Origin of the sequence: Rhodococcus sp. BH4, from assembly GCF_002079265.1 — a bacterium.
GTDB lineage: Bacteria > Actinomycetota > Actinomycetes > Mycobacteriales > Mycobacteriaceae > Rhodococcus_F > Rhodococcus_F qingshengii.
The window spans coordinates 1,138,925-1,153,903 of the sequence record NZ_CP014941.1 but is presented as its reverse complement, the minus strand read 5'-3'; the positions used below and the strand labels follow the sequence as shown (position 1 = coordinate 1,153,903).

Sequence of the window (14,979 nt, the reverse complement as noted above, 5' to 3'; positions counted from 1 at the left end):
GCTTTGTTGCCGGATCGGCGTACGGATTGGCGCAACGGGTCGTTCCCTCCGCGTGGTTGCGGGCTTAGCGTTTTCTGGAAGTCCAGACCACCCCGAACACGAGGAGCCACATGCCCGCATCAACAGTTCTGGGTTCGCACATCTGTGTCAGCGATCTGACGCGACGGAAATTTGTTGTCGGCACGGCTGCATTCTCCGGGCTGTTCGCCGCCGGTTGCGCGAGGTCCGCCGGTACCGAGGGCGATTCGGCCGGGATGCGCACGGTCACGACCTCGCTCGGAACCTACGACATTCCGGTCACCCCGAAGCGCGTCGTCGCCATCGACTCCAGACTCGACCTCGAACCAGCCGTTGCGATGGGCCTGCCGGTCATCGCGTACAGCTTCGACGCCGCCGAGCCGTGGGTTCCGGCCGATCCCACGGCACAGGTGTTCGAGGCACCGGTCAACGTCGAGGCAATTCTCGCGCTGGAACCGGACCTGATCATCTGCACCGACATCGGTGAGGCCTCCGACATGTGGCCGCTACAGCAGTTGAGCCAGACAGCGCCTGTGCTTCCGATGGACTTCACGCGCCCGTGGCGCGAGAACATCGATCAGCTGGCGAGTTGGCTGAATCGCACCGAGAACCCCGACGTCCGTCAGGTCATCGGAGCGTACGAGGACAAGGCAGCCGGATTGAAGGAACGCCATGCCCCGAGCTTGGCGAGCAAGCAGATCGTGCTGCTGAACTACGTGAATCAGAAGGTCAACGGCGTCAACCGCAAGGGCATCTCCACACAGGTGGCCGAAGACCTCGGCGTCCAGCTCCAGTGGCCGGTCGAGGGACAGAAGGAGATCTCTACCGAAAACCTCGTGACTGCCCTCGACTCGGCAGACGGAATGATCGTCACCACCGCGCCCGGCGTGGATCCCGTCAGCGACGACCGCGCGATGTGGAACCGTATCCGCGCAGTACAAGGAGACAACGTCGTCTACACGGGTGGGAACATCAACTACGGATCCGTCTACACCGCGATGCGTACGCTCGACTACTTCGACGATCTGTTCACGCGTCTGGAGAACTGACAGAGCCGCGAGGTGCCGGCCCGGCGCGGTCGGCACTTCGCACTGCGGCGACGGACACCGCCAAGGCCGTCGTCGACGCAACCACCACGGCGACGCCGATCAACTCTCCCGGCGTCTTCGCCCACACCAGCATGACCGTCGCCTCCACGGCCAGTCCTGCCCACGCCAGAAGGGCCACTCGCGTGCGTTCTGACGCGATTGCGGACAGCAAAGCACCCTGGAGTACCGCCAACGCTGCACCGTGCAGAGCGAAGGCCCACAGCATCGGAGCCACGGCGGCGTACGCGTCGCCCACGAGCGTCGGCACCAGCGGGCCGGCAACCGCGGCCCCCAGAACCAGGACGGCGCCGATACCGACGAGCACCGCCAACGCCGAGCGAACCGCCTGCGCCGAGTGCGCCGGGTTCGCCATCTTCGGGTACAGCACGACGCCCACTGCCTGTGGCAGCCAGAACGCCACCTTCGTCGCGACGGCGCCGAGTGCGTAGACACCGGCGTCGTACTCACTGAGGACGACGCGGACGATCAGCAGGTCCAGCGAAGACAACGCGATCAGCGCGAGCTGAACCTGAGACGCCGCGAGCACGGAGACGACGCCGATACGCACCGGCCGGTCCTCGCTCACCGTGACGGTTCGGTCGACCACTCGAACTATCGCCACCAGCAACGCAGTTCCGGCCGCGCCCGCGACCAATGCCGCGCCTGCTCCGCCGCCGAAAGCCAGAACGATCACTGCCGGAAGGACTTTCATCACCCCGGCCCCGGCCAGTACGGCGCTGAGAGTGCCGAATCGACCGTGTCCTTGCAACAACCCCTGCTCCGTGGCCAGCAGAACCAACATGGGCGCAGTCACCAATGCCGAGAACGACGCCACGATTCCGGTGTCGAGCAGCCACGCCATCGCCGGAGTGAGCGCCACCGCGAGGACGGCGACGATCGCGGTGCATCGATACCCCAACGACCGCAACGCATCTGTGCTCTTGCCACGCACCGCCTCGCGGGCGACCACCGTCTGCAACGCCAAAGCCGGAACCGCAAGCACCAACTGGGCGGCAAGCAGACTCGCGAACTCGCCGTAGCCGACCGGACCCAACCATCGGCTGGCCAACCATGCCAACAGGTACGACGCGACATTGGCCGTCATCGATCCCACCAAAACCATGCCGACCCCGGCCGCGGCGGCGCGATCGAGTGGTTGGCGAGGCATGGCAGTAATGATGCACCACGTATCGTGCGCGTCATGACAGTGCAAGCCGGATACCGCCGTTACCTGCCTGCGGCGTACAGCCTGGCGCTGGCACTGTTGATCCTCGGACCGCTGCTCGGCCCCGGCTACCTCCTGCTGCGCGACGCCGTCAGCACGCCGCGCTCGTACTTGACCGACTCCACCCTCGGACTCACCGACGCCGCAGCCCGCGCCGTTCCCCAGGACGCGCTGATCGCAGCGTTGAGCACCGTGATCGACGGCGGACTGGTGGTCAAGTTCATCCTGCTCGTGGCGCTCTGGCTCGCCGGTTGGGGTGCGGCGCGCATGGTCGCCGTCCTGCTGCCGACGGCCGGTCTCGGTCCACAACTGGTCGCGTCGACGGTGATGCTCTGGAACCCCTACGTGGCCGAGCGCCTGTTACAAGGACATTGGAGCCTGCTGACCGGTTATGCCGCACTGCCGTGGATCGTGTGTGCCGGAATCGGAGTTCGCCGAGCCACGCCCGGGTCCTGGTGGGCGTTGGCCGCGTCACTGGCATACGCGGGTCTGACACCTACCGGCGCTCTGCTCGCTCTGACGGCCGCGCTGGTGGTGGTAGCCACCCCCGGAGGCCGAACCTCGGCCATGCGGCGTGTCTGCGGCGCTATCGGGCTGTTCCTCGTCGCCGCCTCGCCGTGGTTGGTCGCCACCTTCGTATCCGGAGCAGCAGGCGACGGTTCCGATCCAGCGGGAGTCGCCGCCTTTGCCGCCCGCGCAGAACCGGGACTCGCGACGCTCGGCAGCCTCGCCGGGCTCGGCGGTATCTGGAACTCGGCAGCGGTACCGTCCACGCGCACAACACTCTTCGCATTGGTGGGAACAGTTCTTCTGCTTGTCGTGGTGTTCGCCGGTGTGCCCGCTCTATGGCGCCGACGCCGGAACCCCGTTGTCAGTGGACTCGGCGCGCTGGCCCTGTTCGCGGTGCTCGCTCCGACCCTGGGCGCTACTCCGTGGGGGCTCGACGTCGGCCGATGGTCGGTCGAGGTGTTCACCGGCGCCGGTCTACTGCGTGACGCCCAGAAGTGGGTCGCGCTGGCCGTACCGTTCTACGCACTCGCTGCCGCCGCCGCGATGATGTGGGCGGGCAATCGGTTCTCCCTTCCCCGCCCGGCATTCTCGGTTGCCGCCGTCGTGGTGACGATCGTGGCGCTACCGGATCTGGTGTGGGGCGTCGGCGGCGCGTTGAAGCCCGTGCACTATCCCGGGTCCTGGACCGTGGTGGCCGAGCAACTACGAGACGAAACCGGTGACGTTGCAGTGCTTCCCGCCGGGATGTTCCGCGCCTTCCCCTACAGCGGTGATGCGCCGGTACTCGACCCTGCACCACGCTTCCTGCCCCTCGACGTTCTGCAGACCGGCCAACTGGTGGTTGCCGGTGGTGCTGTCGGCGGCGAGGGGACTCGGGCAACTAGGGTCGAGGACCTACTGCTGGCCGGCGGAAGTCCTACGCAGTTGGCCGATCTCGGAGTCGGATGGGTACTGATCGAGCGCGGGACACCAGGTCAACTCGGCAACTCGGCAACCACGCTCGACGGCTTGGAACAGGTCTTCGCCGACGACGATCTCGCGCTATTCCGAGTACCGGGAGACATTGCCACGCAGGAAGCCTCGACCGGTGCCCGAACTGCCGTCCTAGTTGCGCATCTCGCGTGGGTCCTGATGGGTGCGATCGCGCTGATCTCAGTCGGACTGAACCAGAACCGAATTCGACTCGCGCGGCGCGGCCAGTCCTGAGACCCACCGACCGTCCTTGTGCGCGGTCAGCACCTCGAGCACTCCGGTGCCGGTCTGTTCCCAGGAGAACTCACCGGACCACACGCGAGCTTTCTCACCGAGCACCATGCGAAGTTCGTGGTCGCAGAGCAGAGTGCCGGCAGCCTGCGTCAGATCGGCGATGTCGCCCTCGCCGGCGTTCTCGCCCCCGACCAGAAGGCCCGTCACTCCGTCGACGATCGAGTCGGTCAGACCCTTCGAACTGCGGTAACCGATCGTCGGAACACCGTGCTGCGCAGCCTCGATGACCGCCAGGCCCCACCCTTCCTTCCGCGAAGGCATGAGGTGGATCCACGATTGCGCCAGCAGTTCGTGTTTGCGAGCCTCGTCGACGTGGCCGTAGAACGAGACGGCGTCACCGATCCCCAACTCGGCGGCGCGATCGCGCAGGTTCTGCTCCCACCAACCACCACCGATGACGTCGAGATGGATGTCCGGAAGCGTAGGCCGCAGGGCTGCGACCGCTTCGAGTGCGTCCTCGATCTGCTTGTGCGGCACCAGTCGTGAGAGTACCGAGATGGTGGGGCGCTCGGCCCTGGTGATCGATCCACCCGCGTCGACGCCGACGGGGAGCCGATCGGCACCGTTACGCACCACGGCAATTCGTTCGCGCTCGACACCGAGGTCCACCAATTCTTCCGCTGAGGGAAGCGACACCGTCAGATACTGACTACGTCGATGGGTGCGCGGTGACAATCGCGATTCGACCCACCAGCCGATCCGGCCGACGAGCTTGCCTGCCACCGGCCACTGTTCGCGATGGCAGTGATGGACCAGAAGCGTGACCGGTGCACCCGCCACGGCCTTCGAGAAGAAGGGGATGCCGTTCTGGGTGTCGATCACCGCGTCGGGGCGGATGCCCTTGAGCGATCCGAAACCCAGACGTCCGGCGGCAATGGCGGCCAGAGCGCGGGGGTACACGCTGAAACGTCCACCGGCCCGGCTGATCGTGATGCCGTCTCGAACCTCCGACGCGGGCGCCCCGGGATACGACGCCGTCCGCAGCGTCACCTTGATACCGCGCTCGGCCAACTGGGATCCGACCTGCTCGAGGTAACGCTCGCTTCCACCGCCCTGGGGATGCCCGGTATCGCGCCAGCAGAGCAACAGAACCTCGCGCACGTGCGTTACTCCCTGAGTTGGTCGGTGGCCACCCCGGTTCGGGCGATCCTGCGGGATGCCCCGCCTGACCGGCCGGTAACCCTGCCGAACACCCTAACTGTTCGAGCGTCCGTATTGCCGCGCTCCTGACGGTGTTCGTGGACCGGGCGACCCAGTGGCTAAAGTTGCTACCCGTGACCAAGCCCGCAGTGACCCGCATTTTCGGCCGACGGGCAACCCTGAAACGCTCGTTCGGCCTGCTCAGCGACTTCCGCCACGAGCAGTCCGCGCCCGACATCTTCTACGGCGCGCTTGCGCGCGACTCCGTCGAATTGATCTCGGACCTGCACGAAGGTCACACCGGACGATCCCTCGACGGTCTCACTGTCCTCGACGTGGGCGGCGGTCCGGGCTATTTCGCGGAGGTCTTTCAAGCCGCAGGTGCCCGCTACATTCCCGTCGAACCCGATCCGTCGGAGATGCATGCTGCGGGTCTGACCGTGGGCGGCGCGGTGCGTGGATCCGGTTTGGCACTGCCGTTCCTGGACTCGTCCGTGGACATCTGCTTCTCCTCCAACGTGGCCGAACACGTCAGCGAGCCCTGGCTGATGGCCGAGGAAATGCTGCGCGTGACCAAGCCCGGCGGCTTGATGGTTCTCTCGTACACCCTGTGGTGGGGTCCGTTCGGCGGCCACGAAACCGGACCGTGGCACGCGCTGGGGGGCGAGTACGCAGCCAAGCGGTACCTACGCAAGACCGGACGCGAACCGAAGAACAGATTCGGGGTCTCGTTGTTCAAAGTCGGCGCCACGGACGGCTTACGCTGGGCCCGTGGAACCAGCCAGGGCACATTGCTCGCCGCGATCCCGCGCTACCACCCGTCGTGGGCGTGGTGGATGGTCCGAGTCCCCGGTCTGCGGGAGTTCCTGGTGAGCAACCTCGTCGTGGTTCTCGAAAAGCGATAGCGACATGCGCCTCGCAGTCGACATCGGTGGTACCAAGATGGCTGCCGGGGTCGTGTCCGAGGACGGCCGCGTTCCCGTGTTCGACAGCGTTCCGACGCCGCAGACCGACCCGTGGGGATCCTGTGCGGCGCTGCTCGAACGAGTCGCAGACGGCCGAGAGGTCGACGGTGTCGGCATCGCGTGCGCCGGGCCGGTGGACACCGTCGCCGGCGTCGTCGCTCCCATCAACATCACCGAGTGGGCACAGGGATTCGAGCTCGTAGCGGGCGTCCGCAGCGTCTTTCCCGATGCCGGAACCGCCCTCGCAATGGACGGAGCCGCAGCGGCATTGGCGGAGTTCCACCACGGCGCCGGACGCGGAACCCCGAACCTCCTGAGCCTGGTCGTCTCGACGGGAATCGGCGGAGGAATCGTTCTCGGCGGTGAGATTGCTCGGGGTCGCACGGGGAACGCCGGTCACATCGGCCACATCGTCGTTCCAGGATCTGCCGAACCGTGCAGCTGCGGGGGCGTCGGCTGCCTCGAGACGGTGGCAAGTGGACCGTCCGCGGTGCGATGGGCTCGTAGCCAGGGCTGGTCGGGGAACACCGGCCGTGAACTAGCCGAGGGTGCACGCAGCGGCGACGCGATCGCCGTGGACGCGCTTCACCGTGCAGGCACGGCGCTCGGTGGTGCCATCGCCTCGGCGGCTGCCCTCCTGGACGTGGACCTCGCGGTGATCGGCGGCGGTTTCGCCCAGTCGGGTACACCGCTGTGGGAACCGATGCTCGACGCGGCTGCCCGACATGCCCGTTTGTCGTTCGTCGCCGGGCTCCGGATCGTTCCCGCCGAGCTGGGTGGCGCCGGAACTCTGACCGGTGCGGGCTTGCTCGCGCTCACCGCCGTTATCTGACACGCGTTCTTCCCCGATAAATCCGCAGGGAGTCCCACTAAACGGGTGCCACCTGTTCCCAATTTCTGTAACGTGTTTTAGTGTTCTGACTCACACCGTTACGGGCATTGCACGTGACGCCTACGGGAAGGAGGTGACCGTGAGCCCAGACGCTTCCTCATCTGACGTTGCCTCGACTGCTTCTTCGACCGATGAAACCGAGCATCACGCCCAGGTCGCCCGACCAAGCGATTCCCTCCGCGACACCGAAGACCTCCGTGAGCGCCTGGAACGGTGGATGGCCGGCAAGGTGCCGAGCGGATCCACTGTGACCGTCGCCGACGTCACCTTGCCCGCAGCCAACGGCATGTCCAGCGAAACCATCCTCTTCGACGCCACCTGGGACGGCGAACATCATCCCTTGGTCGCTCGGGTGGCGCCGACGGAATCGACCATGCCGGTCTTTCCTGCCTACGACCTCGAATCCCAGTTCCGCACCATGGCTCAGGTGCGCGAGCACTCGGCAGTGCCCGTACCCGCGGTGTACTGGTCAGAATCCGACCCGGACGCGTTGGGTGCGCCGTTCTTCGTGATGGAACGCATCTCCGGCGACGTGCCACCGGACGTCATGCCGTACAACTTCGGATCGTGGGTCACCGAAGCGTCACCCGAGCAGCGAAAGACCCTGCAGCGCAGCTCGGTCGACGTCCTGGCTCAGTTGCATGCCATCGACAAACCTGGTGAGCGTTTCGACTTCCTCCGACTCCCGAATTCGGGAACGACTGCACGAGAAGCATTCACGGCGCACATCGCCGAGCAGCGCGCGTACTACGAGTGGGTGGTCTCCGACGGGATCAGATCACCGCTCATCGAACGTGCCCTCGACTGGATCGAGGAGAACAATCCCGCGGACGATTCGCCGGCCGTGCTCTGTTGGGGCGACTCGCGCATCGGCAACGTCATGTACCAGGACTTCGCGCCGGTAGCCGTACTGGACTGGGAAATGGCAACTCTCGGCCCGCGGGAGATGGATCTGGGCTGGATGGCATTCCTGCACAGGTTCTTCGAGGACATCGCCGGACTGGCGAACCTACCCGGTCTTCCCGACTTCCTTCGACTGCCGGATCTCGCGCAGACCTACGCCGAGATCACCGGCCACACCCCACACGATCTGGAGTTCTACGTTACCTATGCCGCACTGCGTCAGGCGGTCATCATGTGGCGAATCCAGGCTCGCGCCATAGCTTTCGGCCAGTCACAGCGACCCGAAGACCCCGACGACATGATCATGCACCGCGCTTCGCTCGCCGCGATGCTCGACGGTACCTACTGGGAGAGGTTGGCCTGACATGCTCACACCGATGGACGACTATCCCGTTCACCAGATCGCCGAACCGATCCGTCACGTAGCCACCTCGGATCGAAACTTCTACGACCGCTACTACTTCAACTGCTACCCCACCGAATCCCCCGACGTGTTTCTCATCGTCGGACTCGGCCAGTACCCCAACCTCGGCGTCATGGACGCCTTCGCGGTACTGCGCCGCGGTGACGACCACATCGTTGCTCGTATGTCGAAGGCTCTGGGCGCCGACCGCACCGACACCACCGTCGGGCCTTTGCGCATCGAAGTGCTCGAAGGGCTGCAGAAGCTCCGCGTCGTCCTCGAACCGGGCAGCGAATACGATCTCTCCTTCGACATCACCTTCGATGCCACCATCCCCGCGGCGCTCGAGCCCAAGCACTTTCGCCGTCAACTCGAACGAGTCACGTTCGACACCTCACGCTTCCTGCAGACCGGCACGTGGACCGGATCGCTCACCGTCGACGGGGAGGACTTCGCGATCGACCCGAAGACGTGGCGAGGTAACCGCGACCGCTCGTGGGGTGTGCGTCCGGTCGGTGAAGCCGAACCGCAAGGCAGACGCGCCGTCGACGGAATCCAGAACTTCTTCTGGATCTACGCGGTCATGCAGTTCGACGAGTTCACGATCTCGGTGATCATGCAGGAAGACGAGCAAGGCAGGCGCATCGTCGAAGAAGCCATGCGAGTGTGGCCGGACGGAGCCAGGGACAACGAATGGCTCGGCCGACCCGAACACGAACTGACGTTCTGCCCCGACACCCGCGACGTCACCGGAGCGACCATCACCTTCCACCGGCCAGGCGGTGAAGTCCTCACCGTCGCCTGCGAACTGCTGCTGGCCAACTACATCGGAATCGGCACCGGCTACGGGCTCGAACAGGACTGGCGTCACGGAATGTGGCAGGGCGAACTCGTCGTACAAGGGCTCCGCCACAAGGTCCACGAGATCGAACCGTTCCAACGCATGTTCTCCCCCGTCGACAACCTCGCGTCCTTCACGCTCACCGAAGGCACGAACACCAACACCGGCACCGGTCTTTTCGAGGTAGCCGCCATCGGACCGCACGAGAAATACGGATTCACCAGTTTCACCGACACCGCACAGGCAGACGACGCGTATGCCCTCGCGGCGACCGACAACACCGAGGAATGAATTGATGACTGACTACGACAAGCTCTACATCGGTGGAGCATGGGTGGCCCCGGCCACCGACCAGGTACTCGAAGTGTTCTCTCCCGCAACGGAGGAGCGCGTCGGCAGCTGTCCCATCGCAGCACCGGCAGACATCGACGCGGCCGTGTCCGCAGCCCGCGCGGCGTTCGAGGGACCGTGGTCACGCACCACCCCCGCCGAGCGCGGCGCGATCCTCGCCAAGGCCGCCAAGCTGATCGAAGAGCGCAGCGCGGAGATCAACCAGCTCATCTCCAACGAGATGGGCCAGCCGCCCGCCATGGTCGGCATGATGCAGCAGACCCCGTCGATGGCGACGCTGGGCTACTACGCCGAGCTGGCCGACAAGTTCGCGTGGGAAGAGAAGCGCACCGGCGCATTCGGGCAGACCAAGGTGACCCGTGAGCCCGTCGGCGTCGTCGCCGCCGTGCTGGCCTGGAACGTCCCGCTGTTCCTGGCGATCAACAAGCTGGCCCCCGCACTGCTCGCCGGCTGCACCGTACTGCTCAAGCCCGCACCCGAATCCCCTCTCTCCGTCCACGTGATCGCCGAGATCTTCACCGAGGCAGGTGTTCCCGAAGGCGTCATCTCCGTGCTCCCCGGCGGAGCCGAGACCGGCGAATATCTGGTCTCTCATGCGGGCATCGACAAGATCACGTTCACCGGATCCAGTGCCGTCGGCCGCAAGATCGGTGCCATCGCCGCACAGAACCTCAAGCGCTGCTCCCTCGAACTGGGTGGCAAGTCCGCCGCGATCATCCTCGAGGACGCCGACATCGCCGCCGGAATGCCGATGCTCGTCATGTCCGGCCTGATGAACACCGGTCAGGCCTGTGTCGCTCAGACCCGAATCCTCGCTCCCCGTTCGCGTTACGACGAGGTCATCGAGGGAATGAAGACCGCCGCAGGCTTCATGACCGTCGGCGATCCGTCCGATCCCGCAGCACAACTCGGCCCGCTGATCTCCGAGAAGCAGCGCGAGCGCGTCGAGGGTTACATCGCCAAGGGTAAGGAAGAAGGCGCGCGCGTCGTACTCGGTGGTGGACGCCCCGCCGGCCTGGACAAGGGCTGGTACGTCGAGCCGACCATCTTCGCCGACGTGGACAACTCGATGACCATCGCACGCGAGGAGATCTTCGGACCCGTTCTCTCGGTGATTCCGTACGACTCCGAGGACGAGGCCATCAAGATCGCCAACGATTCGGATTACGGCCTCGCCGGATCGGTGTGGACCACCGACATCGATCACGGACTCGAAGTTGCTGCGCAGATCCGCACGGGTACCTACGCGATCAACTGGTACGCCTTCGATCCCGGATCGCCGTTCGGTGGTTACAAGAACTCCGGTATCGGGCGCGAGAACGGACCTGAGGGCCTCGAAGCCTTCTGCGAGACCAAGTCCGTACTCATGCCGCCCGGCTACGTGGGCTGACCCACCCGGGAGTTGGCACCCTTTGCTGACAGTTGGCACCCGTTCCGACCTGCCGGAACGGGTGCCAGCCCCATGAAATGGGTGCCAACTCCCAGCGAATCCACAGATCCACCCGGTACCGTCGAAAACGAATCAGTCATCTCACAAAGGACATTCATATGCTCACCAACGCCATCAACGCTTTCCTCGCACTCTGGGGCAGCGCCTCCGTCGGCAGCAGTGGATACCAGATCCCGCCGGGAACCCTTCCCTTCGGTTCCTGAGACAGGACAACAGAACCCGCTGAGCGCACTTCGCGCTCAGCGGGTTCTCTGTTTCGCCGACCTGTATCTACCGGTCCAGAACGTGATCCTCCAATTGATTCTCCTGACCTGCGACCAATGCTTCAGCGTCACCGGCGTCCACGTGCCCGAACCAGGTACCGCCGGGGTTCGCGATCACCAACGGCCCCAGGTTGCACGGGCTCAGACAACCGGTTCCGGTCACCTTCGACGAGGTACCTTTGGCCGCCGCGCTCATCGCCCGGTGCAACGGTCCTGCTCCGTACGCCATACAGCGAGGGCCCTTGCACACCAACAGATGCCTATCGTGCTGCTCGATCACGGACCACGCCGGACTGCGATACGACGCCGGACTCGCGGTGATCGGCTTTCCCGCCGAGTCGAGTTCGTCGATCACCTGCCCGGCCACCGCACCTTCGAGCGTTTCCGTTTCATGGAGCGTCACTTCCAGTTCGGCGTCGATCCGGGTTTCGCGCCAGTTCGCAACCGCCTTGCTGGTCCACGTGAGCAGGTACCGATCCCTCGGCACCGCAACTGGAATCAACACGACCTTGTCGACGTCATCGACATGGGCTCGATCGAGTTCCTCGTGAAGGCTCGGCGAGGAGACATCGAGGTACGCAATACGAACGTCGACGTCGGTGCCCGCCTGAACAGCGTCGAGCATCCGTCGTGCAGCCGACTCGTCCAGGCCGCTGACAGTCGGCCGTAAGACGACAATCACCCGACGCGAGCACCGGTTGTTGCTCATGCCGACGGCGCGGTTGTCCAGTCGATGCTGCTCGACGGAGCCAGCCCGAACTCTTCGATCTTCGCGCGCAACTGTTCCGCGCCGTAGATATTGGGGAACCCACTGGTGAACATGGCGAGCGGGAGTACGACGAAACGGTTCTGCTTGACTGCGTCGAGGTCACGCAGGCCTTCTCGGCTCTTGATCGCGTCGATCTTGCCCTGTACTTCGTCGGCACTCTTCTTGTAGTCCATGATCACGATGATGTCGGGTTCTGACTTCGCGACGGTCTCCCAGCTCGCTTTGAACCAGGTGTTGTCGACGTCGGCGAACACATTGGTTCCCCCGGCGACGTCGATGATTCCGTTGGGGGCTCCGTTGCCTCCGCTGGTGTACAGATCTTCTTCACCGCTGTCGTAGATCAGCACCTTCGGCTTGTCGGCGGCATCTGGCGCGGACTCCAGACGTGCCAAACGTGAATCCAATTCGGTCAATGCCTCGGCGGCGGTGTCCTCGGTTCCGAACAGCTTTCCGTAATTGGTCACGTCCGCACGAAGGGCATCCCACGGACCCATCGTGCCGAGCGCGGAATCCGCTGCGGCACTCTGCCGACAACTATCGGAGATCACATATGCATCGATGTTGTTGCTCTGCAGCGATTCCGGCGTCACACCGGAGGCTCCCTTGAACAAGCCACTGTAGGAGCCGACCACCAGGTCCGCCTGCTTACCCAGAATCGTCTCCATCGTGATCGTTCCGTCCAGGTGTGGGACATCCGCAATTCCAGGGCCGAACATCGACTCCATGACCGCGTCGTTGTTCGTGTTCAACACGACTGCCGCGAGACGATCCAAACCGCCGACTCGGAGAATGGTGCCGATATTGGCCGCATTGCTTGTCGCAACGACGTTCTCGATCGGAAGCTGGAAAGTGCTTTCGGTCCCGCAGTTCTCCAATGTCACCGAAGTCTTGTCTGCAGCTTCGTCCACCGGTGCAGTTGCCGAGCAGCCGGCAACTGTCAACAACGCTGTCGCGGCTACAACCGCACCGAACGACGCGCGGGTCTTGACATGTATCAAAGTGCACTCTCCGAAAATGATTGTTGTAGTTGAGAATTTCGTGATTCGAATACGAGGTGTGAACGGCCTGTCGCGGGGTTCACGAGCTCGAAAGTCTCGACGCCGAAGACAGTTGCCACCACCGAGGTGGTGAGTACGTCGGATGGATGTCCGAACGCCCTGGCCACTCCATCCGCGAGCACGAGCACCCGATCGCACACTGCCGCAGCCAAATCGAGGTCGTGCAGTGCCATGATCACCGTCCGGTCCAACGACCGGACCAGATCGAGCAGTTCGAGTTGATGCCGGATGTCGAGATGATTGGTCGGCTCGTCGAGGATGAGCACACCGGCATCCTGCGCGAGACCTCGGGCGAGAAACACCCGCCGACGCTCACCGCCGGAAAGCGTGTCCATCGAAGAGAACCGGTGCTCGATCATTCCGACCTCGCCCAGAGCACGATCGACGACGGCATTCTCGTGCTTTCCACCGACGCTCCAGGGCTTTGCATGTGGTGTGCGGCCCAGACTCACGTACTCGTGAACCAACAAATCGGCGGGACTCTGCTCTTCCTGCGCCACAAAGGAAATGGCTTTGGCCCGCGACCGCGCGGGCATCGCGTGCACGGAGTCGCCGCCGACACGAATGTCACCGCCGGCGATCGGCCCGAGACCGGCGAGAGCACGCAAGAACGTCGACTTGCCCGATCCGTTCGGACCAACCACGCCGACTACTGCACCGGCGTCGGCCGCGATGTCGACGCCTTTGACGATGGTTCGACGGTCGATGCGGACAACTACTCCGGACGCGGTCAGCGCCAGGGCTCGGGCGCTCACGAACTGCCACCGAATCGGTAGCGCCGACGGCCGAGAAGCAGGAGAAACAGCGGGGCCCCGATCACCCCGGTCACCACGCTCAGCGGGATCTCGGTCGGCCGCAACGAGGTCCGCGCCACGACGTCGACCCACACCAGGAAGGACGCGCCGATCAGTGCTGCCGCCGGTAACACCACTCGATGTCTGGCTCCGACAAGCATGCGTGTGACGTGCGGTATGACCAGGCCTACGAAGGCAATCGCGCCGGACACCGCAACCATCGTGCCGACCAACGCTGCCAGCACGCCGAACAGCACGTTTCGCAGGGTTCGGATGGGAATACCGAGCGAAGCCGCGACGTCCGGTCCGGCCGCCAGCGCGTCCAGCCAACCGTGCAGCGCGAACACCGCTGCCGTCAGCAGGAACACAACGATGACCGGCGCCCACAACTTGTCCCAGGATGCCCCGGCCAAACTTCCCAGGAGCCAGAACAATACGGACTGCGCGGCCTGGGAATCATTGGTACGCAGCACCAGAAAACTCGCGATCGCCGACAGGGCGGATGCGGTAACGGTGCCGGTCAGAACCAATCGCAGTGGAGTGATACCGCCTTGCAGCGTCGCGATGGTGAAGACGAGAATCGCAGCTCCCAACGCCCCGATCATCGCGCCGAAACTGAGCGCCCACACTCCCGCGCCGGCGAACAGTCCGGTGGTGATGACGGCGGTGGCACCGACACTCGCGCCGGACGACACTCCCAGCAGGTGGGGATCGGCAAGAGCGTTACGGACGAGGGTTTGCACCACCGCGCCGGCGACGGCAAGACCAGCGCCGACGGCCAGACCGAGCAGTACCCGAGGTGCTCTGATCCCCCACACGATCGCAAGTTCGGAACGCGTGACGGGTGGGCCTCCGAAGCGCGAGTGCACCACGTCCACCACAGTGGACACGGGGAGCATCTCGGATCCGAATGCCAACGCGCACACAGCAGAGAGCACGGCGACGACCAGCAGAGCGGGCAGCACGATACCCGGACTGAGCCGTCCTCGCGGCGCACCAGCCTTCGGCGAAAGCAGGTGGGTAGGTGGAGACAGAGCTCCGCC

Annotated in this window: 13 protein-coding genes; 7 read left to right on the top strand and 6 right to left on the bottom strand. The window is 64.7% G+C overall.

What is annotated here, in order from left to right; all coding sequences use genetic code 11:
- Positions 1-110: 110 nt before the first annotated feature.
- On the top strand, positions 111-1,067 hold the full coding sequence (locus A0W34_RS05325) for an ABC transporter substrate-binding protein (RefSeq protein WP_042452590.1): 957 nt from the start codon (positions 111-113) through the stop codon (positions 1,065-1,067).
- Here the strand turns inward: A0W34_RS05325 and A0W34_RS05320 are convergent.
- A complete protein-coding gene (locus A0W34_RS05320) occupies positions 1,048-2,274 on the bottom strand; it encodes a lipopolysaccharide biosynthesis protein (RefSeq protein WP_081557428.1) in 1,227 nt (408 codons plus the stop codon). The genes A0W34_RS05325 and A0W34_RS05320 overlap by 20 nt on opposite strands.
- A gap of 33 nt (positions 2,275-2,307) precedes the next feature.
- On the opposite strand from A0W34_RS05320, the gene A0W34_RS05315 reads away from it, so the two are divergent.
- The gene (locus tag A0W34_RS05315) at positions 2,308-4,047 is read left to right on the top strand and encodes a hypothetical protein (protein ID WP_081557427.1); all 1,740 of its coding nucleotides are present in this window, start codon (positions 2,308-2,310) and stop codon (positions 4,045-4,047) included.
- Here A0W34_RS05315 and A0W34_RS05310 read toward each other — a convergent pair.
- A complete protein-coding gene (locus tag A0W34_RS05310) occupies positions 3,994-5,208 on the bottom strand; it encodes a glycosyltransferase family 4 protein (protein ID WP_081557426.1) in 1,215 nt (404 codons plus the stop codon). The genes A0W34_RS05315 and A0W34_RS05310 overlap by 54 nt on opposite strands.
- Positions 5,209-5,381: 173 nt before the next feature.
- On the opposite strand from A0W34_RS05310, the gene A0W34_RS05305 reads away from it, so the two are divergent.
- The 5 genes from A0W34_RS05305 to A0W34_RS05285 all read left to right on the top strand — a co-directional run bounded on the left by A0W34_RS05305 (position 5,382) and on the right by A0W34_RS05285 (position 10,992).
- The gene (locus tag A0W34_RS05305) at positions 5,382-6,152 is read left to right on the top strand and encodes a class I SAM-dependent methyltransferase (protein ID WP_003945692.1); all 771 of its coding nucleotides are present in this window, start codon (positions 5,382-5,384) and stop codon (positions 6,150-6,152) included.
- A gap of 4 nt (positions 6,153-6,156) precedes the next feature.
- Positions 6,157-7,044 carry an ROK family protein gene (locus A0W34_RS05300; RefSeq protein ID WP_007734524.1) on the top strand — a complete coding sequence of 296 codons (888 nt, stop codon included), beginning with the start codon at positions 6,157-6,159 and terminating at the stop codon, positions 7,042-7,044.
- A 139-nt stretch (positions 7,045-7,183) separates the two neighbouring features.
- Positions 7,184-8,371, top strand: coding sequence for a phosphotransferase family protein (locus tag A0W34_RS05295; RefSeq protein ID WP_007734522.1), 1,188 nt, complete (start codon positions 7,184-7,186; stop codon positions 8,369-8,371).
- 1 nt (position 8,372) lies between these two features.
- A complete protein-coding gene (locus tag A0W34_RS05290; RefSeq protein WP_081557425.1) occupies positions 8,373-9,542 on the top strand; it encodes a hypothetical protein in 1,170 nt (389 codons plus the stop codon).
- 4 nt (positions 9,543-9,546) lie between these two features.
- Positions 9,547-10,992 carry an aldehyde dehydrogenase gene (locus A0W34_RS05285; RefSeq protein WP_003945530.1) on the top strand — a complete coding sequence of 482 codons (1,446 nt, stop codon included), beginning with the start codon at positions 9,547-9,549 and terminating at the stop codon, positions 10,990-10,992.
- Between the two features lie 330 nt (positions 10,993-11,322).
- Here A0W34_RS05285 and A0W34_RS05280 read toward each other — a convergent pair whose 3' ends face one another.
- The 4 genes from A0W34_RS05280 to A0W34_RS05265 are packed head-to-tail and all read right to left on the bottom strand — an operon-like array spanning position 11,323 to position 14,901.
- Positions 11,323-12,024: a (2Fe-2S) ferredoxin domain-containing protein gene (locus tag A0W34_RS05280; RefSeq protein WP_054781993.1), complete on the bottom strand. Its 702-nt coding sequence runs from the start codon at positions 12,022-12,024 to the stop codon at positions 11,323-11,325.
- Positions 12,021-13,082, bottom strand: coding sequence for an ABC transporter substrate-binding protein (locus A0W34_RS05275; protein ID WP_058039150.1), 1,062 nt, complete (start codon positions 13,080-13,082; stop codon positions 12,021-12,023). The genes A0W34_RS05280 and A0W34_RS05275 overlap by 4 nt, the downstream gene beginning before the upstream one ends.
- Positions 13,079-13,897: an ABC transporter ATP-binding protein gene (locus A0W34_RS05270; RefSeq protein ID WP_081557424.1), complete on the bottom strand. Its 819-nt coding sequence runs from the start codon at positions 13,895-13,897 to the stop codon at positions 13,079-13,081. Before A0W34_RS05270 ends, A0W34_RS05275 begins: the two co-directional genes overlap by 4 nt.
- Positions 13,894-14,901 (bottom strand): FecCD family ABC transporter permease, encoded by a 1,008-nt coding sequence (locus A0W34_RS05265; RefSeq protein ID WP_007734507.1) that lies wholly within the window; start codon positions 14,899-14,901, stop codon positions 13,894-13,896. Before A0W34_RS05265 ends, A0W34_RS05270 begins: the two co-directional genes overlap by 4 nt.
- Between the last annotated feature and the right edge of the window lie 78 nt (positions 14,902-14,979).

Coding starts and splice junctions, on each gene's coding strand:
- A0W34_RS05285 (WP_003945530.1), top strand. CDS start 9,547: ATGACTGACTACGACAAGCTCTACATCGGTGGAGCATGGGTGGCCCCG.
- A0W34_RS05325 (WP_042452590.1), top strand. CDS start 111: ATGCCCGCATCAACAGTTCTGGGTTCGCACATCTGTGTCAGCGATCTG.
- A0W34_RS05280 (WP_054781993.1), bottom strand. CDS start 12,024: ATGAGCAACAACCGGTGCTCGCGTCGGGTGATTGTCGTCTTACGGCCG.
- A0W34_RS05290 (WP_081557425.1), top strand. CDS start 8,373: ATGCTCACACCGATGGACGACTATCCCGTTCACCAGATCGCCGAACCG.
- A0W34_RS05300 (WP_007734524.1), top strand. CDS start 6,157: ATGCGCCTCGCAGTCGACATCGGTGGTACCAAGATGGCTGCCGGGGTC.
- A0W34_RS05320 (WP_081557428.1), bottom strand. CDS start 2,274: ATGCCTCGCCAACCACTCGATCGCGCCGCCGCGGCCGGGGTCGGCATG.
- A0W34_RS05315 (WP_081557427.1), top strand. CDS start 2,308: ATGACAGTGCAAGCCGGATACCGCCGTTACCTGCCTGCGGCGTACAGC.